This is a genomic window from Guggenheimella bovis (assembly GCF_054492335.1).
The window spans coordinates 528,906-550,716 of record NZ_JBQWTF010000001.1 but is presented as its reverse complement, the minus strand read 5'-3'; the positions used below and the strand labels follow the sequence as shown (position 1 = coordinate 550,716).

The following is a 21,811-nucleotide window of genomic DNA, read 5'->3' as shown; positions in this document are numbered from 1 at the left end:
AAAAAAACGCTGACCTTCGGGTCAGCGTTTTATCATCGGTGGTTTCGATGTTTCAGTCGTTTCAGGTACCGTTGGCTCATGTGTTTCTACAGGAGCTTTCGGTGTCTTAGACTCATTCGTTTCTGGCTTCTTAATGATCATCGGTGGCTTCTTTTCAGCCGGTTTCTGAACGACTACAGGTGCTTCTGGTTTTTCAGGAACGGGATTTTTAGGTTCTGCCGTTTCTACAGGAGCGATCACTGGAACTTCAGGAGCTGGGGCTGGTGGTTCGATGTTTTGAACAATCGGTTTTTCCACGTTTTGAAGCTTCACGTCGATGTTCTTTGTAATACTTTCAGTAAGGTCTTCATTGATCTTTTGATCGGAGCTTTTAACCACGACTTCGACTTTCGTCTCTGATGTGATATAGCCCTTTTCAAGTGATAAATCTATGAGATCGTTTACGACGTCGTCTACGGGTTTCTTATGGAATTCATAATCTGCCACGAAGGCTTTCGCTTCTTCGTCTTCTGCGACGATGCGAATGACGTCACCAAAACGGTTGAGTTCAAGTCGAACCGAAGGGCTTATTGTCAGGGATACACTGGCGTATGTCGTGTTAACTTGGACATAAAACAGAGTGACAAACACCAAGGTGAAGATGAGGGCGAGCGTTGGAACCCATAACCATTTTTTTATGCTCACCTTAGGTCTCGGAGTAGGCTCGTACTCAAAGGAAGGCATCACAATGACATCTGTAACTTTTTGGCCGACTTCATAACCGCGGTTTGCAACTTTTAAAAATTGTCCGCTTTCACTCAGTACGACGGAATAACTCAGATGGTTTTCCATTACGAGATATGTCATTTTTACCTCCTTTCTTTACGATTCTAAGAAACCTAAATGCTCCAAAATGTTTTGGTACCCTTTGGAGAGTATGACCATCATGGCGATGAGATAATTGCGATGGCGATCTAAGATCTTGCGTTCAACGTCTACCTGAGCTGTGATATCCGAGATGGGGAGTTTTCGAGTTCTGATGAGCTTCTCAACGATCATGGGATTCTTCTTAGCATAATCGATAATCTGCTTACATTTCTCTTCCGTTCTCTGTTGCTTCGGGGACGCTTCCGATACATCGGTGAGCGTAATTCGAAACACACTGAGTGCTTTTACGAGGTCCACAATTTCATCTCGTACGGACTTCGTGAGTTCAACATCTTCGACCGCCGGGTTTGGATCGACTAGCGTATCTTCGAGTGTCAAGTCTTCGGTTGATGATGACAAAGGTTCTTGAAGACTCGATACGTCTTGATACTTCTTTTCCTTGCGGTAATAATCGATCAAGCGGTTTTGGATCTTGAGCGCGGCGAAACGGATAAAAGCTCCTCTATTGTAATCATAGCTTTCAATAGCTTCGTGAAAGGCAATCATGGCAATGCTCAGCTCATCTGTTGAATCGACGCTAACGCCTTGAATGAATTTCGAAACCTCGCTTTTGATAAAGGGAAGATAATCCCTTATGATCTCATCGGCTTGGATCGAATCACCCTTGGCGCGCATCACCCGATTCACGATGTGTCGCTCGTCCATGGTATCCTCCGGTTCATTAGTAGTATACGTAAGAAAAGAGTAGAAAGTGGTATTGAAAAACCCACTTCAACGACAAAGATTAGTAAAATCTGCTGTTATTTTTCGGCAATCTTTAGAAGACGCTCGTCGATGTCCTTGTAGACGAGGTGTCTTAGGATGAATCCCACAATGAGGAATACAGCTGAAATGATTGCCGTGTAGTATGGCTCTATCGGAGTCTTTGTGATCACAAAGAAGTAGAGTAGGGCGAGTCCTGCAATGAGGAACATCGATGTGAGGATCGTGATCGTCGTTGCACCTGACTGCTTTACGACGACGACGTCACTCGATGCATCCATCTTTGGCATGAGAAGTCCCAAGAGCATTCCGTAGTAGATGATGGTAAAACCAAAGACCGTTGGCATCACAAAGACCATGATGCGCTCAAGAACGGTCATGTCGAAGAGTATGTTTAAGAGAATGGCTGCAATGATGATGATTGGGAAAATTACCAGCGCATTGAGTTGTACCTTCGACTTAATAATATCCTTACCGCGAACGGGACTCTCTAAGAGGATCCATAGGCGATTTCCCTCTAAGGAGATGCTTGGGCCCGTCGTATTCGACATCGAGACAGTGTACGTGAGGGCAAAGGCGAGAACGGCTCCCATCGGTAAATCAAACATGTTGAGGCCTTCTATGAGATCGCGAGAAAAGAGTAGATAGACGAGTCCTGCGATGAGAAGAAGGTTACCTACAAATGTATTCATAAAGTAGATCGGCGTCTGGAAATAACGAGAAATTTCCCTCTTTAAAAGAGCTGACGACGCATTTTGAGATTTCATCGAACTGACTTTGTAGTTCGTCTTTTTTCGAATGCTCTTTGTCGCTGTTAAGACGTTCAGGTAGAACATACTAAAGATTTTAGCGATCACGAGGAACGCTACAACCGAGACAGCCGCAATGAGGAGTAGGCTCAATAGATCACCTTCTACGGTAAACTTATTGTACCAACCTGCTAGAGGGAAGTACTTCGTTATCGCTTCTCCTATGGGAGCGCCTTCCATGGCATTCAGATTAATTTGCGTATTCATGGTCATGAAGCCAAAGAAGATAACTGCAAAGATGAGCACAGCAAAGAGTGTTTCAACGAGTTTTGAGTTGTTGAACTTTGCCTTTAGCCAGGTGATGAAGTAGGCCACCATAACTGAAATACCCGTAAGAAGGAACGGGAGAATGAGTACGAGTAGAATCGTTCGTAAGAGATACCCTAAAGAGAAGCCTTCAAAGATCATGTAGACGACGCCTGCGGGGATCATAAAGAAGATAGCGATTAAGAGAGACTCTAAGTAGACGGCTGTAAGGGCACTGATCGTAAGCTTAAAGCTTGATACCGGTAGCGTTAAAAGAATCTCGTTATCTCTTCCCTTAAAGAGAAAGTTTGACGTAGGATAGGCTGCAAAGTATACGCCCATAAAAAAGAAGATGAGAAGGATCAGCATGGGCATGACGTAGGTCATGTTTACGGGAGCCAGCTGGTCTGCAAACATGAAAGAATAGACGCCCGACATGTAGAGGATGAGGGCGGCTGTAAGGAGAAGCGTCAGCCAAATGGGACGCGCTTTCTTCTTTGATCCTACGGGCATCAAAGAACTCATAAGTCCCTTGAGCTGTACTTTAATTAATGCGATAAAAGCTTTCACGCGTCACTTCCTTGTTCAAGTTCTAAGAAAACCGTTTCGAGGTTTGAGTCGCCAATGACATCAGAAGTCTTACCAAAGCTAATGAGCTTTCCTTCTTTAATGATAGCAATCTCATCACAGAGCTTTTGTGCGACTTCTAGGACGTGGGTACTGAAAAATACGGCACCGCCTTCGTCACAGATGCGTCTTAGTTCGAGTTTTAATTGGTGACTTGCAATCGGGTCGAGACCTACAAAAGGCTCGTCAAGAACGAGGAGCTTCGGTTCACGGATGAGGGCGCTTATGAGAGCGAGCTTTTGCTTCATACCGTGTGAAAAGCTACTAATAGGGTTTCCCAATTCACCTTCAATTTGAAAGAGCGAGGCATACTTTTTCGTGAGCGTCTCTCGCTTTTCTTTACTGACACCGTAGATATCTGCGATAAAGTTCAGGTATTGAATGGCTTTCATGAACTCGTAGAGGTCTGGGTTATCAGGAATGTATGCAGTGATACTCTTGGCAGCGACTGGATCTGTCTTTATATTCTTTCCGCCGATTGTGATTTCACCTTCATCAAAGGCGATGATTCCTGCGAGCGATTTAATCGTCGTCGTTTTACCGGCTCCGTTATGGCCTATAAAGCCCACGATACGGCCGGGTAGAACTTCGAGACTTAAGTTGTCTACGGCAACCTTATTGCCGTAGCGTTTCGTTAGATTTTTAATACTTAACATAATTCCTCCTCTAATTTGCTACACCTTATTATTATATCATAGGAGAAAACAACTACAATTCGTGATTTTCTGCTATAATGTGTTGAGAGGTTTTCAAACATGAGAGAAAAAATACTCGCTCTACTGAAGGAGAGCGATCAGCCCGTAAGCGGAGAGTGGATCAGTACGAAACTGGGAATTACTCGTTCGGCTGTAAATAAACACATCAAAGAGCTTAGGGCTTCAGGATATACGATTCATTCAAAAAATCGAGTCGGTTACAAACTAGAAGTGACCGATGTCATCAACCAAATGGAATTAGAAGCCATCGTAAGGGAACTAAAGCTTCCTACGCGGTGTTCTTTTTTTGATTCCATTGATTCGACCAACACGGAAGCGAAGCGCGTTCCAACAAATGTCCTGATCGTCGCAAGAAAGCAGACGGCAGGACGCGGAAGACGTGGAAGAGAGTGGGTCAGTGAAGAGGGCGATGGCATCTACTTCACGCTCTCCTTAAAGCCTAGCTTAAAGGCCGATAAGCTTCGAACGATCACACTCTTTAGTGGACTGATGCTAGCTGAGTCGTTAGGGGATGGTTTTGAGATCAAATGGCCCAATGACATCTACTATGAGGGGAAGAAGCTTTCGGGTATTCTCACAGAACTCGTAATGGAACTTGATTTCCTAGAAAAACTCATTATAGGGATTGGCGTGAACCTGAAGACTCCAGAAGTTGAAAATGCAATTGGTCTTACTGATACGCCGTATTTTAAAGGGGAACGAAGGATTCTTTTTGACTTTTTAGAGCGTTTTTTTAATAACTACGACCACTTTGAAAAAGAAGGTCTTCATCCCTTCTTAGATGCGCTCTCCGCTCGTGATTTCCTCAAAGGAAAGACCGTCAAAAAGACGAACGACGAAAAGGAATACACGTATCTAGGTATCGATGAAGAGGGCTATGCACTTCTTCAGGGAGATTCGGTAATTCGCGTCGATTCCGGGGAGATTTCACTCTCATGGTAAAAGTAATGATCGCACCCCTAGCAGGTGTAACCGATAGAGCCTATCGAAGGATTCTTCGAGAACAAGGAGCAGAACTCTGCTTCACAGAAATGATCAGTGCTCAAGGGCTCGTCTACGACAATACGCGCACCAAAGAGTACCTTGATCTCGATCCCACCGATCATCCGCTAGCCGTTCAGATCTTTGGGAAGGATCCCGAGATCATGGCCGAGTCCGTACGCATCTTAGAAGAGCTTGCACCCTTTGAAGAACTGAACGTCAATATGGGCTGTCCCGTGCGAAAGATCACTTCAAACGGCGAAGGTTCAGCTCTCATGGCAGATCCAACGAGAGCTCGAAGTATCGTTCGGGCATTAAAGAAAGTGACGAAAAAGCCAGTAACTGTAAAGACTCGCATCGGAATAGATGAAAAATCTATTAATGTCATCGAGTTTGCGAAAGGGCTTGAAGCAGAAGGTGTTGATGCCATTACGGTGCATGGAAGAACGGCCAAGCAACTCTACATGGGAAGAGCCAACTGGGATGTCATAAAGGCCGTAAAGAGGGAACTAAAGATTCCCGTCTACGGTAACGGAGACATCTTTACACTTGAAGATTACATCGAAAAGGCGAGTACCGTTGACGGCGTCATGCTCGCTAGAGGCATCCAGGGAAATCCTTTCTTGGTCCGTGAGATCATGATGTACGTTCGTGGAGAAGAGGCTCCACCTGTTAGCATAAAGGAGAGAATCGAAGTCGCTCATAGGCATTTACTTTATGCGACAGAACTTCGTGGCCAGCAGGGACTTTTAGACTTCAGAAAGCATGCCGTCTGGTACTTTAAAGGCGTTCCGGGAAGTGCCAAGCTAAGAAATGCTTTGGCAACGATGACAAGCCCCGATGAATTCCTCGGCTTAACACAGAATTTCCTTGACAATCAAGGTTTTCGCTTATAAAATGAACATATTTTAAACGGAGGTAACCATTTTGACAAACGCTAACAAGGAAACCCTTTTAACCGAAGAGGGACTCCAAAATATCGAGGCTGAGCTCGAAGAGCTCATCGTCGTTAAACGCCAAGAAATTGCTGAGCGCATCAAAGAAGCTCGCTCCTTCGGCGATATTTCTGAAAATGCTGAGTACGACGAAGCAAAAAATGCTCAAGCTGAGCTTGAACTTCGCATTGAAAAGCTTGAAAATTTGATCAAATTTGCTAAAGTGGTAGATGAGGATGACATTCCAAAGGGTCAAGTCTACGTCGGTTCGATCGTAAAGGTCAGAGACGAAGAGACAGGTGAAGAAGAGACCTACGAGATCGTAGGTGCTACAGAAGCTGATCCTTTTGAAAACAAAGTCACGGTAGAATCTCCCATCGGTGCTGCTTTAATGGGCAAGAAAAAGAATGCCATCTGTGAAGTGGAGACACCTGCTGGAAAGATTCTTTACAAGATTATTTCTATTAGAAAGTAGAGGACATCATGCAACAAGAACAGACGTCGGATTTAAGACAAATACGCATCGACAAACTCAAAGCACTACAAGAACAAGGGAAGGATCCCTTTAAAATTGAGCGCTACAATCGCACGCATTTTTCAAATGAAGTGTTAGAAAAGTACGATGAGCTAGAAGGTAAAAATGTGCTCGTAGCCGGCCGAGTTCTTTCGAAACGCATGATGGGAAAAGCTTCCTTTATACACATTCAAGACGCCAATGGTCAAATCCAAGCTTACGTCAAGCAAGATGAAATTGGCGAAGAAGCTTTCGCTGACTTTAAGACCATTGACATCGGAGATATCCTAGGCATTGAAGGAACCGTCTTTAAGACCAAGACAGGTGAAACGTCGATTCATGCGCTAAAGGTTACGCTTCTTACGAAGAGCCTCTTTACGCTTCCTGAAAAATATCACGGCCTAAAGGACCCAGAACTCCGCTACCGCCAGCGTTACGTAGACCTCATTGTAAATCCTGAGGTTCGAGAAATCTTCTTAAAGCGAAACATCATTCTACGTGGCGTTCGTAGCTACCTCGATGAGAGAAACTTCCTCGAAGTTGAGACACCGATTCTTCAAACGGTTGCAGGTGGTGCTGCAGCAAGACCTTTCTTTACGCATCACAATACGCTCGACTTAGATATGCAAATGCGTATCGCGAATGAGCTCTTCCTAAAACGCCTCATCGTAGGTGGTTTCGACCGCGTCTACGAAATGGGCAAGATGTTCCGTAACGAAGGAATCGACTACAAGCACAACCCTGAATACACCATGATCGAGCTCTACGCTTCCTACATGGATTACGAGTACATGATGGAGCTTCTCGAAGGACTCGTAGAAGAGCTCGTACTTAAACTCTACGGAACGACAGTTATCGATTTCCAAGGAACGACGCTCGATTTTAAGCGCCCTTGGAAGCGCATCTCCATGAACGAAGCCGTACTCGAAAAGACGGGTGTCGACTTCTTAAATATGGAACTCGAAGCAGCAAGAGAAAAAGCGAAGGAGATGAAGCTAGACATCCTTCCTTTCATGACACAAGGCCACTTTGTAAACTTAGCTTTCGAAGAATTCATCGAAGAAGACCTCGTTCAACCGACCTTTGTCATGCACCATCCTGTAGAGATCTCTCCGCTTGCTAAGAGAAATCCTGAAGATCCACGCATTACAAACCGCTTTGAAGCGTTCGTCAACAAGTGGGAAATTGCCAATGCCTTTAGTGAATTAAACGACCCTGTTGACCAAAGACAACGCTTTGAAGACCAAGTCAAAGCCAAAGAAGGTGGAGACGAAGAGAGTCATCCGATGGATGAAGACTTCCTACAAGCGATCGAAGTAGGCCTTCCTCCAACGGGTGGCATGGGTATCGGTATCGACCGCTTAGTCATGCTTCTTACAAACCAAGCTTCCATTCGTGAAACGATCTTCTTCCCGACGATGAAACCACAAGGTCAAGAAAAGAAGAAGGAAACGAAGAAGGAAGTGAAGATCGACTTCTCTAAGGTAAAGATCGAGCCTCTCTTTGAAGAGATGGTAGACTTCGATACCTTTAGTAAATCGGACTTTAGAGCTGTTAAGGTGAAGACCTGTGAAGCTGTTAAGAAATCAAAGAAACTCCTTAAATTCACTCTCGACGATGGTACGGATAAGGAACGCATCATTCTAAGCGGAATCCGTGAGTTCTACGAACCAGAAGAACTCGTCGGAAAGACCCTCTTAGCGATTACAAACCTTCCACCGAGAGCCATGATGGGAGAGGAATCGTGTGGTATGCTTCTAAGTGCTATCCACGATGAAGAGGGAGAAGAAAAGCTACAACTTATTATGTTAGCTGATTCGATTCCTCCAGGAGCAAAACTTTACTAAACATCAAAAGCACCTTTTTAGGTGCTTTTTTCTTTTTTTGGCTATAGGTGCATAAACAACTAAGAAACAAAATTTCTTGAACTCAAGAAACCTTTGGGAAATCAAGGCTTTTAAGCCTTACTTTTTTTTGTGGTGAAAAGGCAATTAAAAGCCAGAGGCTAAAAAAAATCATCACTAGTTGAATAGAAAACGCATACTTTTTTTTTCCTCTTTTGATGAATGGTAGGGAGTAAAATTCTTTAAATGGCGTTATTTAGCCATTCTCGTTCGTTTCGAAAGTACTTGACTTTTTTTCTCGCTCCTGTACCATATGTAGTACATGAATTCAACATCGACACAAGATGTAGACATATTAGGAGGACAGATGATTCGAGTTGAGAAGAGAGATGGACAAGAAGTAAGCTTTGACGGCAAAAAGATTCAAAGTGCGATCGAACGCGCGATGAGCGAGACAGCAAAGGGAGTCGATTCCGACCTTGCACTAAAGATCGCTACGGATATTGAAGAAGAAGCGGAGCGCGATTTTACCGTCATCGCCGTCGATGAGATTCAAGATATGGTAGAATCCAAGCTCATGGATTCACCAAGAAAAGACGTCGCTAAGAAGTACATCATTTACAGAAACGAAAAGGACCGCACGCGTTCCATTCGTAAACAGACTTCGAAAGAGAAGCTCTTAACGGAAGAATTTATTAGACCTTATAAGCACGCACAGTCACCGATGAGCCAACTCGGTAACTTCGTCTACTACCGCACGTATTCACGCTGGATTCCAGAAGAGAAGCGCCGTGAGTACTGGTGGGAAACAGTAAGAAGAAGCGTAGAGTACAACTGCTCTTTAGTTCCTACGACGCGTGAAGAAGCAGAGAAGCTTTTCGATAACGTCTATAACTTAAGACAGTTCTTAAGTGGAAGAACGTTCTGGGTAGGTGGAACGAAGGTTGCGAAGAACTATCCGATGAGTAACTTCAACTGTGCCTTCCAGGTGTTAGATAGCATTCCTGCCTTTAAGGATCTCTTCTATCTACTCATGATCGGTAGCGGCGTAGGAATCCGTATTCTTAAAGAAGACGTGAAAAAGATTCCTAAGATCCGTACCGACTTTGAAGTGATTCACGAAGACTATACGCCTGTTCCAAGACGTGACCGCGAAGACAACACGAGCTTAGACTTCTTCTACAACAATACGGTAAAAATTACCGTAGGTGACAGTAAAGAGGGTTGGGTTCAAAGCTTAGGTTACTTCTTCGATCTCATTCACGCCAACGAATACCGTTCGATTAAGACGATCATCATTAACTACGACCACGTTCGTCCAACCGGTGAAAAGCTTCGTACCTTTGGTGGAACGGCGAGTGGCCATGCTTCCTTAAAGAACATGTTCATGAAGATCGACAAGGTCATTAAAAAGGCTGGTTACATTCAAGAAAAGAAATGTATTAAGCTTCGTCCGATCGACTGCTTAGACATCGTAAACGTCATCGGTGAAAACGTCGTCGTAGGTGGCGTCAGAAGAACGGCTGAAATCGTTCTCATGGATGCAGACGATAAAGAGTGCATCGAAGCGAAATCGAACCTCTATAAGCAAATTGATGGACAGTGGATCGTCGATAAAGAACTGCTCCACCGTTCTATGAGTAATAACTCCATCTTCTACAATGAAAAGCCAACGAGAGAAAGACTCCACTGGCAGATGGAACAAATGCGCTACTCTGGAGAACCTGGTTGGGTAAACGCAGAAGCAGGACGCAAGAGAAGACCGAACTTCCAAGGTGTAAATCCCTGTGCAGAGATTCTACTCGACAGTAAAGGACTCTGTAACTTGACAACCGTAAACGTCGCAGCTTTCGTCGATAAGGACGGGAACCTCGATACAGCGGCTCTCTTAAATGCACAGCGTTACTCTGCTCGTGCAGGATTCCGTATGACGCAAGTCGAGCTCGAAATTCCTCACTGGAACTTCGTTCATGACCGCGATAACCTCATTGGAACGAGTTTAACGGGCTGGCAGGACATGGTGAATGCAACCCATATGACACGTGAAGAACAAGCAGTTCTCCTAGAAAAGCTTCGTATGGTTGCTAAAAACGAGGTTGAAAACTACGCTCTCGAAGTGGGAACGAATGCACCGATTCTCGTAACGACTGTAAAACCTGAAGGAACGCTTTCACAACTACCTGTCGTATCAAGTGGTATTCACTACTCCCATTCACCATACTACATTCGTCGCGTGCGCATTAACGCCGCAGACCCACTCGTACAGGTCTGTGAAGAGCTCGGATACTCTGTAAAACCTGAAGTCGGTCAAGAGATGGAAACGGCGACCACCAAGGTTCTCGAGTTCCCTGTAAAGGCACCAGAAGGAAAGACGAAATACGATGTCTCCGCTATCGAACAACTAGAAAACTACAAGATGTTCATGGAGCACTACGTCGACCACAACGCTTCCATTACCATTCACGTTCGTGAACACGAGTGGGAAGAGGTCGAAGAGTGGGTTTGGAACAACTGGGATGACATCGTAGCGATCAGTTTCCTCTCACTTGATGAGAACTTCTACGACCTATTACCTTACGAATCGATCGATAAAGAGACGTATGAGCGCTTGAGTTCAGAGATGCAACCATTTAGACCATCTCTCCTCAGTAAATACGAAGTCGAAGAAACACAATTTGACATCGGTAACGATGGTTGCGAAACGGGCGTTTGCCCCGTTCGTTAAAAAGGAAGGAGCTTGGACTCCTTTCTTTTTTTCTCCAAATTCTTTATAATAGTTATAGAAAGAAAAAAGGATGGAGTCCCTATGAAAAAACGTCTCATAGCCTTCCTAGCGATTTTCATGCTCCTCGCTCTTACGCCAGCATTCGCTGAAGTGAAGCTCTTAGACTTCAGCTTGTCTCAGAACGATTTCAGCTTGAAGATCGGTGAGAAGGTCCCATTAAAAATAGGATTAATTCCTAGTAATTCAACAGAAACAGAATATGTAGTAGAAAGTTCAAATGAATCAGTTGCAAGCTTTAAGAATGGTGTTATTACCGCCAATGGTGAAGGCGTAGCAACGATTTGGGTTCATACGAAGGACGAACGCATCTACAACTGGGCCATTGTTCGAGTGAATAAAACGGGTGAGTTCACCTCTCACCGCGTCGTCATCTTTAATGGACGGGCGTCGCTTACAAATGCACTCGTCGGTCAGCTCGTTGAGATCAATGCCGACCCTGCACCAGAAGGCATGCGTTTTGAACGCTGGCTCATATCGAACCCTTCTGCTAAATACGACGACTTAGCAAAGAAGGACAGCTGGGTTTCAATGCCAGATGAAGACCTATATATTGAAGCCAAATACGTTCAAGTTGCTCCTCAAGGCGATGCACAGCGCATCTTCGGCTTAGACCGTATCGATACGGCAGTGAACCTTTCAAAAGAGCTCTACGATTCGACAGAAAACGTCATTATCGCAAGAAAGGACACCTTCCCAGATGCCTTAAGCGGATCCGTCCTTGCTCGCGTATTAGATGCCCCCGTACTTCTTTGTTCGAGTGATGTGCTCGATCCAGCTGTAGCTGAGGAAATTCGCCGCTTAAATGCTCAAAACATCTACATCATCGGTGGAAGCCAGTCGATTTCACCGAAAGTCGAATCAGAGCTTTCTACCATGGCTCGTAGCGTTCAACGAGTGAGCGGAAGAGACCGCTACGAGACGAGTGCGAAGGTTGCAAGCCTCATTAGTATCTATAGCGGTGGAGTAGAAAGTGCTGTCATTGTAAGTGGTGAAAATTATCCAGATGCACTAAGCATTAGCCCTTATGCTGCACGTACGTTAGCGCCGATCTTACTTGTAAAATCAAAAGAAGTTCCTGCTTCCATTAAAAAAGCAATTCAAGATATTGGCATTAAGGTGACTACAGTCGTCGGCGGAATGCAAGTGATCGACGATTCTGTCTTAAAGGAACTTCCAGGACTTCGTGGCCGAATCGGTGGACAGACACGCTTTGAAACGAGTGCCTTGATCGCAGAAAAATTCTTCTCGGGTGCCACAAAGACGATTGTAGCAAGCGGCGAACGCTTTGCAGACGCCTTAGTTTCAGGTCCTCTTGCTTATAAAGATCAAGCGCCGATCCTACTCGTAAAGAAGAACATCCTTCCATCTGAGATCGAAACGTATTTAAAGAATTCGACCATCCAAAAGGTCGTTATCGTCGGCGGTTACTTATCTGTATCTGATGTCGTGAAAAATGCCATACTAGACAATCTGAAATGAGAGGGAAACCTCTCTTTTTTTCAAGAATGTAATTGACCCCAGGAAGTTTGACTTTTGAATGACTTTTTCTTTAAAAATTGACCATCCTATGTTAAAATGATATTAAATCACTTAACGGGAGGAACTTGTGAACAACTACTGTAAAGAACAAATTCGTAATGTCGTTCTACTTGGCCACGGCGGAAGCGGAAAGACAACGCTAGTTGAAAGTCTTTTATACCATTTAGGTATCATTAACCGCATGGGAAAAGTAGAAGAAGGTAATACACAATCTGACTACACACCCGAGGAAATCGCAAAGAAGTTCTCGATTACCACAAGCGTATTTCCCTTTGAGTGGAAGGATACAAAAATCAATATGCTCGATACACCAGGTTACTTCGACTTTGTCGGAGAAGCGTTTGGTGCATTGAGTATTGCAGCTGGCTGTGTCATTTTAGTCGATGCATCAGCTGGTATTCAAGTTGGTACAGAAAAGGCATGGACGTATACGGAAAAACGTAAAATGCCTCGTATCATCTACATCAATAAGATGGATAAAGAAAACATCAACTATGTCAACTTGATGCTCAGCTTAAAGGATAAATTCGGTAAGAAGATCGCTCCTTTTGTTCTTCCAATTGGAGAAGGAGAGACCTTTGAAGGCTTCGTCAATATCGTCGACATGGTTGGAAGAAAATACAATGGTAAGAAGTGCGAAGATGCACCGATTCCAGAAAGTCTCATTCCAAAGATCAACCCGCTTCGCGAAATGCTCCTAGAAGCTGTCGCTGAGAGCGATGAAGAACTCATGGAAAAGTACTTCGAAGGTGAAGAGTTTACAAAAGAAGAGATCAAAACTGGTCTTCGTAAGGGTGTCCTTTCGAGTGACATCGTACCTGTCATCGTAGGTAGCGCAGAAAAAGGCATCGGTATTCATACGTTATTAAATATGATCGTAGACTATCTACCGACACCACGCGACATGAACGACGGTATGGTCAAGGGATTCAAACCTGGTACCGTCGAAGAAGTGATGCGCCGAGTAGGTGATCAGGAGCCCTTTAGTGCTCTTGTCTTTAAGACCATCGTCGACCCCTTCGTCGGTAAGATTTCGATCTTTAAGGTTATGAGTGGCGTCCTTAAAAAGGATACGGAAGTTTATAACGTGAACCGAGAAGAGAATGAAAAAGTTTCCATGCTCTTTGCCCTTCAGGGTAAGAAGCAGATTGAACTCAGTGAAGTTCACGCAGGTGATATCGGAGCGTGTGCAAAGCTCATGCATACACAGTCCGGAGATACCCTCTGTGATAAGAGTGCACCGATCGAATATCCTCAGATTAAATTCCCACGTCCAGGTCTCTTTAAGGCCATTCAGCCTCACTCTAAGGGTGACGAGGAGAAGATCAGTCATTCTCTACAAAAACTAAATGAAGAAGATCCATCCTTCTCCATGAACCGTAACAGCGAGACGAAACAACTCATCCTCGGTGTTCAAGGAACGATGCACATTCAAGTCATTACCGAGAAGCTAAAGAGCATCTTCGATGTAGACGTCGACATTGTGCCTCAAAAGATCGCTTATCGTGAGACGATTAAGGGCATGGCTACCGTTCAAGGTAAGCACAAGAAACAATCGGGTGGAGCAGGTCAATACGGTGATGTTATCGTTAAATTTGAACCTTCTCACGAAGGCTATGTCTTTGAAGAAAAGGTCTTTGGTGGTAGCGTTCCAAAAGCCTACTTCCCAGCTGTTGAAAAGGGTATTGAAGAAGCCCTTCAACACGGTCCATTGGCAGGTTTCCCGGTCGTAAACATCAAGGCGACGCTCTTAGATGGTTCCTATCACCCCGTTGATAGTAATGAAATGGCCTTTAAGATTGCAGCTTCTCTTGCCTTTAAAGCAGGTCTCCCACAGGCTAACCCGATTCTTTTAGAGCCTATCATGCACCTCACCATCACTGTTCCAGATGAGAACATGGGTGATATCATGGGCGACATGAACAAACGCCGTGGTAGAATTTTAGGTATGGAACCGGATGAAGCAGGGTATCAAAAGGTTATCGCAGAAGCCCCAGAAGCTGAACTCTTCAGCTATGCTAGCGATCTTCGAAGCATGACCCAGGCGAGAGGTTATTTCCGTGTTCGCTTTGAACGTTATGAAGAAGTGCCTGTTGCCATTGCCGCAAAAGTTATTGCAGAAAACAGTCAGAAGGAATAAGAAAGGGGCAATGCCCCTTTCTTTTTTGAGGAGATATGAAAAAAGAAACGCAATTTGTCTGCACGGAGTGTGGTGCCTTTTCACCGCGCTGGCTAGGACGCTGTCCTGAATGTGGAAGCTGGAACTCCTTTGAAGAGGAGATGCTCGTAAAAGAAACGAAAAAGCCAGTTCTTTCGGTATCTACAAAGCCCATGCGCTTAAGTGAGGTCCACTTTGAGACGACCCATAGATTATCGAGTGGCATCAATGAGCTCGATGTCGTCTTAGGGGGAGGAATCGTTCCAGGAAGCCTGATCCTCGTGGGAGGAGACCCAGGGATCGGTAAGAGCACGCTTTTACTACAGGTTGCAAGTGCTCTTTCGAGGTTAGGTAAAAAGGTTTTATACGTTTCAGGTGAGGAGAGTCCTTCTCAAATTCGAATTCGTGCCATGAGACTCAAAGAAGATGCCAAAGACGTGCTTCTTCTTTCTGAAACGCGCTTTGATGTCATTCGTCACGCCATTGAATCAGAAAGCCCCGACATTCTCGTTGTGGACTCCATTCAGACCATGAATCATCCTTCCATGGAGTCGGCTCCAGGAAGCGTCAGTCAAGTTCGCGAGGTAACAAGTGAACTCATGAATCTCGCGAAGAGCAGACAGATGGCGACCTTTATCGTAGGACACGTCACGAAGGCAGGAAGCATCGCAGGTCCTAAGATTCTTGAACACATCGTAGATACGGTCCTCTACTTTGAAGGCGAATCGAGTAGCATCTACCGCATTCTTCGAAGTGTTAAAAACCGCTTTGGTTCCACGAATGAGGTGGGCATCTTTGAGATGACGGGTGCTGGTTTAGAGGAAGTGAAAAATCCTTCTGGGATCTTCCTTTCAAACGCCTTTGAAGAACCGGGAACGGTGATCTATCCTTCGATTGAAGGAACGAGACCATTGATGGTCGAGATTCAAAGTCTTGTCTCTCATAGCTATTTTTCAAATCCTCGCAGAATGACGCTTGGAGTCGATACGAATAAGCTCATCATGAGCTTAGCTGTCTTAGAAAAAAAGCAAGGATTAAACCTCGCTTCGAGCGACGTTTACGTGAATACCGTTGGTGGCATTCAGATTAATGAACCAGCTCTTATGCTTGCCATGATGGCATCCATCAGCTCTAGCTTTTTAAATAAACCAGTCAAGAAATCGATGGTTGTTTTAGGGGAAGTCGGTTTACTCGGAGAGGTTCGAACGGTTCCACAACTTGAAAAGCGACTCGTAGAAGCAAAGCGCTTAGGCTTTACGGAAGCCATCCTACCAAAGGGAAATATTCGAGTCGAGGGAATGAAACTCCACCAGATTAGTCAGCTATCCGAACTTTTTTCACTTTTGTTTTAATCACTTTTAAGCTTTGTTGGGTATAAATAAGTAAAGGAGGTGACCCATGGAAATCGGTAATAAAATTGTTTATCCCATGCATGGCGCTGGTGTTGTCGAAGATATCTCGTCAGAGGATTTTTTTGGCGAGCAAAAACTCTTCTGTACACTGAATGTCCTATCGAAGGATATGACAATTAAGTTTCCGGTAGAGCGCATTGAAGAATTGAATATTAGACCCATTGCCCACCTAGAAGAGATCTTAGAGGCTATGGATGAAAAGATGAACACAGATTACATGAATACCTCAAACTGGAATAAGCGCTATCAGGCGACGCTCGATAAGATGAAAATCGGTACGCCTTCAGAAATGGCAGAAGTCATTGTCAACTTAAAGCGCCAAGATCAGTTGAAGGGGCTATCTAGCGGAGAAAGACAACTACTACATAACGCAGTCATGATTCTTTCGAGTGAATTGATGCTTTCTGAAGGCATCACGCAAGAAAGAGCTCAGACACTCATTGAAAAAAAATTAAAGGAGGTTTTATTGTGCGACGGGCCATCCGAATCCTCATAATGGCCATTTCGCTTGTCTTAGGATTTGTCGCGACCTATTTTTTAATTCAAGCGAATTTGGTCAAACTACTCATTCCAGACTTCTTAAAAGGGCTCTATCGTTACGGAGTATTAGCAGTAGGAACGATTATTTTTGGATTCATTTTTTATTTTTTACTACTCCTACTACGAACTCACGGTACACGATGGTTAGACAAGCTGAGTGAGCAAATTTCAAAGTATACGCCCATCCAAATTGTCGGTGGTGCGTTAGGTTTACTCATTACCCTAACCTTAGCTTTCTTTTTAAGTCAGCTCTATCACTTCATTCAGGTTCCTGTTATTCCTGCGATCCTTGCAGGTGTGAGCTACCTGATGTTAAGCTACCTCGGAATCACCTTAGGCGCAAAGATTGCAGGAAATATCACACTTCCTCAAAGCCTTTCCGATTTCAGCTTAAAGCATCCTTCTAAAAAAGTGAATGCAAGTCCTAAAGTGTTAGACAGTTCTGCCATCATCGATGGACGAATTGTTGAAATTGCACGTACTGGTTTCATAGAAGGCGAGATCGTCATCGGTCAGTTCATTTTAAAGGAGCTTCGACATATTGCCGACTCCTCCGATGACCTCACTCGAACGAAAGGTAGAAGAGGCCTCGATTTTATCAAAGAGCTTCAGAACCAAAAGGGATTACAAGTTACCATTTCGAACCGCGATTATGATAACATAGAAGAAGTAGATCTAAAGCTTTTAAAGCTCGCTTTAGACCTCAAGGGTAGCGTTGTCACGACAGACTATAACCTGAATAAGGTCGCTGTTCTACAGAACATTCCTGTACTCAACGTAAACGATCTTTCCAATGCTGTAAAACCGAATGCCATTCCTGGAGAAGTCTTTTCCATCGAAATTATTAAGCGTGGTAAAGAAGCAGAGCAAGGTGTCGGCTACTTATCAGATGGTACGATGATTGTCGTCGATCGCGCGAAAAACCGCATCGGAGAAGAACTTGAGGTTGAAGTGACAAGTGTTCTTCAGACACCAGCAGGTCGCATGATATTTGCGAAAATAAAGGAGTAAAGAGTGGAAAACATTTGGAATGAAATTACGGAAAAATTGAGCTTTGACCGCATTCGAAACGTACCGGTCTTTGAAAAATTCGCAATGGTCGAATACATTAAGCTCATTTCTAGAGAAGCTGGTAAAGCACAAAGAGAAGGCATTGATTCCATCAAGGCGTCAGACCTCTATAACTCTGACAACACGTATCGCTTATTAACAGCGCTCGTTACGAGTGACGAAGTCACTTACAACGACATGTTCCATATTATTAGAAACTACCTGGCAAACTTTTCAAGAAGTGACGTCTACTACGCTAAATTTGCGATCCTTGGCATCGGCGCTCTTCTCATGAAGAAGGGATACAATGAAGCGACCATCTTCAACCTCCTTTTAAGCCTTTTAGGTGAGGAGTTCTTGACAGAAAACTTCAAACTCATCGGATACAATGAGGCGCTCGTTGCTCCGGTTGAAACAGAATCGACGATTCACTATAAGGAGTACGAAGGAAAGTACCGTACTACAAAGTACCGCATCCTAGCTCTTACGATGCTTTACCAGGAAAATCCAGCGCTCGTTGATGAGTACATTTTAAAGCATTCCGAAGACCGCATTCTCATTCTCTTCTATAAGATGCTAAAAGATGTCGTGCCGGAAGCTAGAAATCACATCGTTAGAAGACTTTACCGTACGCCAAATGACTACTCACAAATGGTCGCAATGGGATTACTCTGTATGTTCGAAAAGAAAAACCTCATGGTCAGCCACTACATGATGAATTCCATCATCGGAAAGTACTCTCACTACGATCAACGTCCTGAAAAAGTACGCATCGAAGCAGAAAATATGAAAAAAGAAATTGTTCGATTGATTGAACAGTCGAAACAAGGTGTATAAGGTTTAAAACAAGGAGGAGATCATGGATCAAAAGAAGAAAAGAATACTCATTGGGATCATTGTCGGCTGTGCTGCTATTATTGCAGTTCTCGCACGTATTGCTTGTAAGCTAAACAAGTTTAAGAAGAATGCAGATTTCTTCTTCGTCTTCAGCAATGAAGAACTCGATTTCGAGGGTGAAGAATTTGAAGATACTTGTGTAGCAAGCATCAACAGCAAAGTCACAGTAGACCTCTCTAAGGCTAAAGCTAGTGAGAATCCAATGAATCTTTGCTTAAAGGCTAAGGGAAGTAAGATGGATATCATTCTTCCTAAGGCATGGAACGTAAAGGTTCAAGGTGAAAACAAGAGCTCAAACTTCGATAACGTAACGACCTTTGATAAGGACGACTTCAAGAAGCCACTGCTCTTCATCAACTACCAAATGGCTTGCCACTCACACTTAAATATCTTCTACGGCGACCAAGAGGCGTAAAAAAAGATTCCCGTTCATGACTGAACGGGATTTTTTTATTTCGATTTTCTAATTTTTCCAACGACAGGTTTGATGTCACTCAGTGTGATAAAGGCGTGGTCGGTGACAGATTTTACAATGCCTTCGACCTTATCTGCTTCCTTGCGCTTTGCCATGGTAAGTAGAATTTTTCGCTTCATCTCAAGTCCTTGACCCTCGATCGTTGTCACTGCAAAGCCAGCACTTCTTAGAGCTTCTGTAACTTTAAGTCCATCGGTTTCGCTTACAATGACTTCAATTCGTACGGAACCAAGGCCCATTCTTTCTTCAAGAATGCTTCCTACGTAGTTACCTGAAGCAAATCCAACGGCGTAGGCGATGAGTTTCCAAGGATCGGATGAAATATCTTTTAAGACGCTACTTACGACTAAAAGCCAGAGAATGATCTCAAAGAATCCAACGATGGACCCTACGAGTTGTTGGCCTTTCGTGATGAGCTTAATTCGTACGGTAGCCATCGAGACTTCGATCGTTTTGACGACGACGATTAAAATATAGAGCAGTATTCCTGTGGGCATAATCTCCCTCCTCTTTGTAGTTCTAATACACCTTTACCCAAACTTATCTATTAATCGAAAAGTTTGATACAATAGAAGCGATTCCATTAAGGAAGAAACGAATAGCGTTTAAACACAAGCATCAATTCGTGCTACGCTTTGTTAGAAGCTTAGAAAGAGGACGTATGACACAGAATACAAAAAAATGGGTTGCAAGAATACTCGCGATTATCATGGCACTCACTATGCTCATCTTTGCAATCATCCCATGGTTCAACTGATGACCCTACGCTTTGAAAGAGACCGAGTGATCGTAAGCAGAGAGGGAGAAGAGATCATTCTCCATAAGGACGTCTACTTAGATCATCCCTTTTCGGAAGAGGAAGAAGTAGACTTAGAGCCACTTCGTTTTCAAAGTGAAGTGCGCTTTGCTGCCGATCAGGGGGGAAATTACTTGACTCGTGGGTTAAAGAGCACGAAGCAAGTTCGAGAGTACCTAAAGCAAAAGAACTTCGAAGCGAGTGCCATCGAAGAAGCGCTAGAAATCCTTACGAGAAACGGTTACCTGAACGACGAGGAGTTTGCTCTAAGCTATTATGAGCGCTATCACACGGAGAAGGGGAATCTCTGGATTCAGGCCAAGCTCCGTGAGCGCGGTGTAGAAATTACTTTACCTAAAGAAAGGGTAGAGGATTGTCTTCGAGTGCTCGAAAAAAAGGCACTTGGGAGAGAAATTTCCGACTTTCAAGAGGAAAACAAGCTAAAAAACTTTCTTTTACAGCGTGGTTTTTCATTTGAAAGCATAAATCAGGCAATAAAACGGTATAAATCAGAAAGAACATGCGATAAATCATTTACTTAAGCTAGAAATAAAGGTAAAATGGATTGCTGGTATCAATTTTAGGAGGAAACATGGATTATAAAGTTCAAGAACAAGAAAAAAGTCACGTAAAAATTGAGTACACTGTCTCAAAAGAAGAATTCGAGCCATTTTTAGAAAAGGCCTATCAGAAGACAAAGAATAAGTATGCCATTGCAGGCTTCCGTAAGGGAAAGGTTCCGAGAAAGATGTTAGAGATCCACTACGGAAAGGACCTTTTCTACGATGATGCCTTAAATATGTTAATTCCAGACCTCTACGATGAGTCGGTTGAAAAGCTTGGACTTGATCCCGTTGCTCAACCTACCTTCGAGATGGATTCTGTAGACGACGATACACTACACTTCCATGCAAATGTAGCAGTTCGTCCAGAAGTAAAGCTTGGTGCTTATAAAGATCTTAAAGTAGAAGAACTCGATACGACAGTAACCGATGAAGATGTAAAGAAGGCTGTCGATATGGAACGTGAAAAGAATGCACGTATCACACCAGTCGAGAGAGAAGCTCAGATGGGCGATATCCTAACAATCGACTTCGTAGGCTACATCGGAGATGAGGCATTTGAAGGCGGTAGTGCAGAAGGAATCGACCTAGAACTCGGTTCAGGTCAATTTATTCCTGGCTTCGAAGAGCAACTCGTAGGCGCTAAGAAGGGCGATGACAAGGAAGTCAATGTTACCTTCCCAGAGCAATATACGGAAGAACTCAGAGGTAAGGATGCACGCTTTGAAGTAAAGGTTCAAGAAGTAAAGGCAAAGGAACTTCCTGAAGCCGATGATGATTTCGCTGGAGATATCAGTGAATTTGATACCTTTAAAGAGTTTGAAGAAGACCTTCGTAAGAAACTTCAGGAAGAAAAGGAAAGGACCGCTTCCAACCATCGTAAAGATGAGCGTATGAAGATGGCTCTTGAAGGACTAGAAGTTGAGATTCCTGAAGAAATGATCGATCAAGAGATCGATGGCATGATGAACGACTTCAAGAGACAGATGAGCATGCAAGGTATTAAAGTAGAAGACTACTTTAAGTTTACGAATTCAACTGAAGCTGACATGAGAAACGACATGCGCCTAGAAGCAACGAATCGTGTCAAAGGAATGCTTCTCTTTGAAGAAGTTGTAAAAGCAGAGAAGCTCGAAGTTTCAGAAGATGAGTTAAATGAAGAGGTGAAGCGCCTAGCAACAGAGCTAAAGCGTGAAGAGGATGAGATTCGTAAGATCTACTCTCACGATGACTACTCCTACTTAAAACACAACCTCAACATGAAAAAGGCCTACGACATCGTCGTTGGAGAATAA

19 protein-coding genes are annotated in these 21,811 nt (G+C 43.9%); 14 read left to right on the top strand and 5 right to left on the bottom strand.

Features of this window, described 5'->3' with window-relative positions:
• Positions 1–21: 21 nt before the first annotated feature.
• From ACUB3H_RS02855 to ACUB3H_RS02840, 4 genes are all read right to left on the bottom strand, one after another.
• Entirely contained in the window at positions 22–846 is an 825-nt protein-coding gene (locus tag ACUB3H_RS02855) for an anti-sigma-I factor RsgI family protein (protein WP_459129144.1), read from the bottom strand.
• A 15-nt stretch (positions 847–861) separates the two neighbouring features.
• Positions 862–1,572, bottom strand: coding sequence for a sigma factor (locus ACUB3H_RS02850; protein ID WP_459129143.1), 711 nt, complete (start codon positions 1,570–1,572; stop codon positions 862–864).
• Positions 1,573–1,667: 95 nt separating this feature from the next.
• Positions 1,668–3,254, bottom strand: coding sequence for a hypothetical protein (locus tag ACUB3H_RS02845; RefSeq protein WP_459129142.1), 1,587 nt, complete (start codon positions 3,252–3,254; stop codon positions 1,668–1,670).
• Positions 3,251–3,967: an ABC transporter ATP-binding protein gene (locus tag ACUB3H_RS02840; protein WP_459129141.1), complete on the bottom strand. Its 717-nt coding sequence runs from the start codon at positions 3,965–3,967 to the stop codon at positions 3,251–3,253. The genes ACUB3H_RS02845 and ACUB3H_RS02840 overlap by 4 nt, the downstream gene beginning before the upstream one ends.
• Before the next feature lie 99 nt (positions 3,968–4,066).
• Between ACUB3H_RS02840 and ACUB3H_RS02835 the strand changes: the two genes are divergently transcribed.
• From ACUB3H_RS02835 to ACUB3H_RS02780, 12 genes are all read left to right on the top strand, one after another.
• Entirely contained in the window at positions 4,067–4,969 is a 903-nt protein-coding gene (locus tag ACUB3H_RS02835; protein WP_459129140.1) for a biotin--[acetyl-CoA-carboxylase] ligase, read from the top strand.
• Entirely contained in the window at positions 4,963–5,904 is a 942-nt protein-coding gene (gene dusB / locus ACUB3H_RS02830; RefSeq protein ID WP_459129139.1) for a tRNA dihydrouridine synthase DusB, read from the top strand. Before ACUB3H_RS02835 ends, dusB begins: the two co-directional genes overlap by 7 nt.
• 31 nt (positions 5,905–5,935) lie before the next feature.
• On the top strand, positions 5,936–6,418 hold the full coding sequence (gene greA, locus ACUB3H_RS02825) for a transcription elongation factor GreA (protein WP_459129138.1): 483 nt from the start codon (positions 5,936–5,938) through the stop codon (positions 6,416–6,418).
• Between the two features lie 8 nt (positions 6,419–6,426).
• Entirely contained in the window at positions 6,427–8,304 is a 1,878-nt protein-coding gene (lysS, locus tag ACUB3H_RS02820; RefSeq protein ID WP_459129137.1) for a lysine--tRNA ligase, read from the top strand.
• Positions 8,305–8,668: 364 nt separating this feature from the next.
• Positions 8,669–11,026: a ribonucleoside-triphosphate reductase, adenosylcobalamin-dependent gene (gene nrdJ / locus ACUB3H_RS02815; RefSeq protein ID WP_459129136.1), complete on the top strand. Its 2,358-nt coding sequence runs from the start codon at positions 8,669–8,671 to the stop codon at positions 11,024–11,026.
• A gap of 81 nt (positions 11,027–11,107) precedes the next feature.
• Complete coding sequence (locus ACUB3H_RS02810; protein WP_459129135.1) at positions 11,108–12,565, top strand: cell wall-binding repeat-containing protein; 1,458 nt, start codon at positions 11,108–11,110, stop codon at positions 12,563–12,565.
• A gap of 127 nt (positions 12,566–12,692) precedes the next feature.
• Entirely contained in the window at positions 12,693–14,765 is a 2,073-nt protein-coding gene (gene fusA / locus ACUB3H_RS02805) for an elongation factor G (RefSeq protein ID WP_459129134.1), read from the top strand.
• Positions 14,766–14,800: 35 nt separating this feature from the next.
• The gene (gene radA / locus ACUB3H_RS02800; protein ID WP_459129133.1) at positions 14,801–16,135 is read left to right on the top strand and encodes a DNA repair protein RadA; all 1,335 of its coding nucleotides are present in this window, start codon (positions 14,801–14,803) and stop codon (positions 16,133–16,135) included.
• 46 nt (positions 16,136–16,181) lie between these two features.
• A complete protein-coding gene (locus tag ACUB3H_RS02795; RefSeq protein ID WP_459129132.1) occupies positions 16,182–16,691 on the top strand; it encodes a CarD family transcriptional regulator in 510 nt (169 codons plus the stop codon).
• Entirely contained in the window at positions 16,664–17,746 is a 1,083-nt protein-coding gene (locus tag ACUB3H_RS02790; protein ID WP_459129131.1) for a PIN/TRAM domain-containing protein, read from the top strand. The genes ACUB3H_RS02795 and ACUB3H_RS02790 overlap by 28 nt, the downstream gene beginning before the upstream one ends.
• 3 nt (positions 17,747–17,749) lie before the next feature.
• Complete coding sequence (locus ACUB3H_RS02785) at positions 17,750–18,622, top strand: hypothetical protein (RefSeq protein ID WP_459129130.1); 873 nt, start codon at positions 17,750–17,752, stop codon at positions 18,620–18,622.
• Between the two features lie 22 nt (positions 18,623–18,644).
• Positions 18,645–19,097, top strand: a complete 453-nt coding sequence (locus ACUB3H_RS02780; protein ID WP_459129129.1) for a hypothetical protein — start codon at positions 18,645–18,647, stop codon at positions 19,095–19,097.
• A gap of 35 nt (positions 19,098–19,132) precedes the next feature.
• Here ACUB3H_RS02780 and ACUB3H_RS02775 read toward each other — a convergent pair whose 3' ends face one another.
• Positions 19,133–19,654, bottom strand: coding sequence for a DUF2179 domain-containing protein (locus tag ACUB3H_RS02775; protein ID WP_459129128.1), 522 nt, complete (start codon positions 19,652–19,654; stop codon positions 19,133–19,135).
• A gap of 286 nt (positions 19,655–19,940) precedes the next feature.
• On the opposite strand from ACUB3H_RS02775, the gene ACUB3H_RS02770 reads away from it, so the two are divergent.
• On the top strand, positions 19,941–20,495 hold the full coding sequence (locus tag ACUB3H_RS02770; protein WP_459129127.1) for a regulatory protein RecX: 555 nt from the start codon (positions 19,941–19,943) through the stop codon (positions 20,493–20,495).
• Between the two features lie 50 nt (positions 20,496–20,545).
• Positions 20,546–21,811, top strand: a complete 1,266-nt coding sequence (gene tig / locus ACUB3H_RS02765; RefSeq protein WP_459129126.1) for a trigger factor — start codon at positions 20,546–20,548, stop codon at positions 21,809–21,811.

Excerpts from the sequence above, each read along its gene's own strand:
- ACUB3H_RS02855 (WP_459129144.1), bottom strand. The coding sequence starts at position 846 with ATGACATATCTCGTAATGGAAAACCATCTGAGTTATTCCGTCGTACTG.
- ACUB3H_RS02850 (WP_459129143.1), bottom strand. The coding sequence starts at position 1,572 with ATGGACGAGCGACACATCGTGAATCGGGTGATGCGCGCCAAGGGTGAT.
- ACUB3H_RS02840 (WP_459129141.1), bottom strand. The coding sequence starts at position 3,967 with ATGTTAAGTATTAAAAATCTAACGAAACGCTACGGCAATAAGGTTGCC.
- ACUB3H_RS02835 (WP_459129140.1), top strand. The coding sequence starts at position 4,067 with ATGAGAGAAAAAATACTCGCTCTACTGAAGGAGAGCGATCAGCCCGTA.
- dusB (WP_459129139.1), top strand. The coding sequence starts at position 4,963 with ATGGTAAAAGTAATGATCGCACCCCTAGCAGGTGTAACCGATAGAGCC.
- lysS (WP_459129137.1), top strand. The coding sequence starts at position 6,427 with ATGCAACAAGAACAGACGTCGGATTTAAGACAAATACGCATCGACAAA.
- nrdJ (WP_459129136.1), top strand. The coding sequence starts at position 8,669 with ATGATTCGAGTTGAGAAGAGAGATGGACAAGAAGTAAGCTTTGACGGC.
- ACUB3H_RS02810 (WP_459129135.1), top strand. The coding sequence starts at position 11,108 with ATGAAAAAACGTCTCATAGCCTTCCTAGCGATTTTCATGCTCCTCGCT.
- radA (WP_459129133.1), top strand. The coding sequence starts at position 14,801 with ATGAAAAAAGAAACGCAATTTGTCTGCACGGAGTGTGGTGCCTTTTCA.
- ACUB3H_RS02795 (WP_459129132.1), top strand. The coding sequence starts at position 16,182 with ATGGAAATCGGTAATAAAATTGTTTATCCCATGCATGGCGCTGGTGTT.
- ACUB3H_RS02780 (WP_459129129.1), top strand. The coding sequence starts at position 18,645 with ATGGATCAAAAGAAGAAAAGAATACTCATTGGGATCATTGTCGGCTGT.
- ACUB3H_RS02775 (WP_459129128.1), bottom strand. The coding sequence starts at position 19,654 with ATGCCCACAGGAATACTGCTCTATATTTTAATCGTCGTCGTCAAAACG.
- tig (WP_459129126.1), top strand. The coding sequence starts at position 20,546 with ATGGATTATAAAGTTCAAGAACAAGAAAAAAGTCACGTAAAAATTGAG.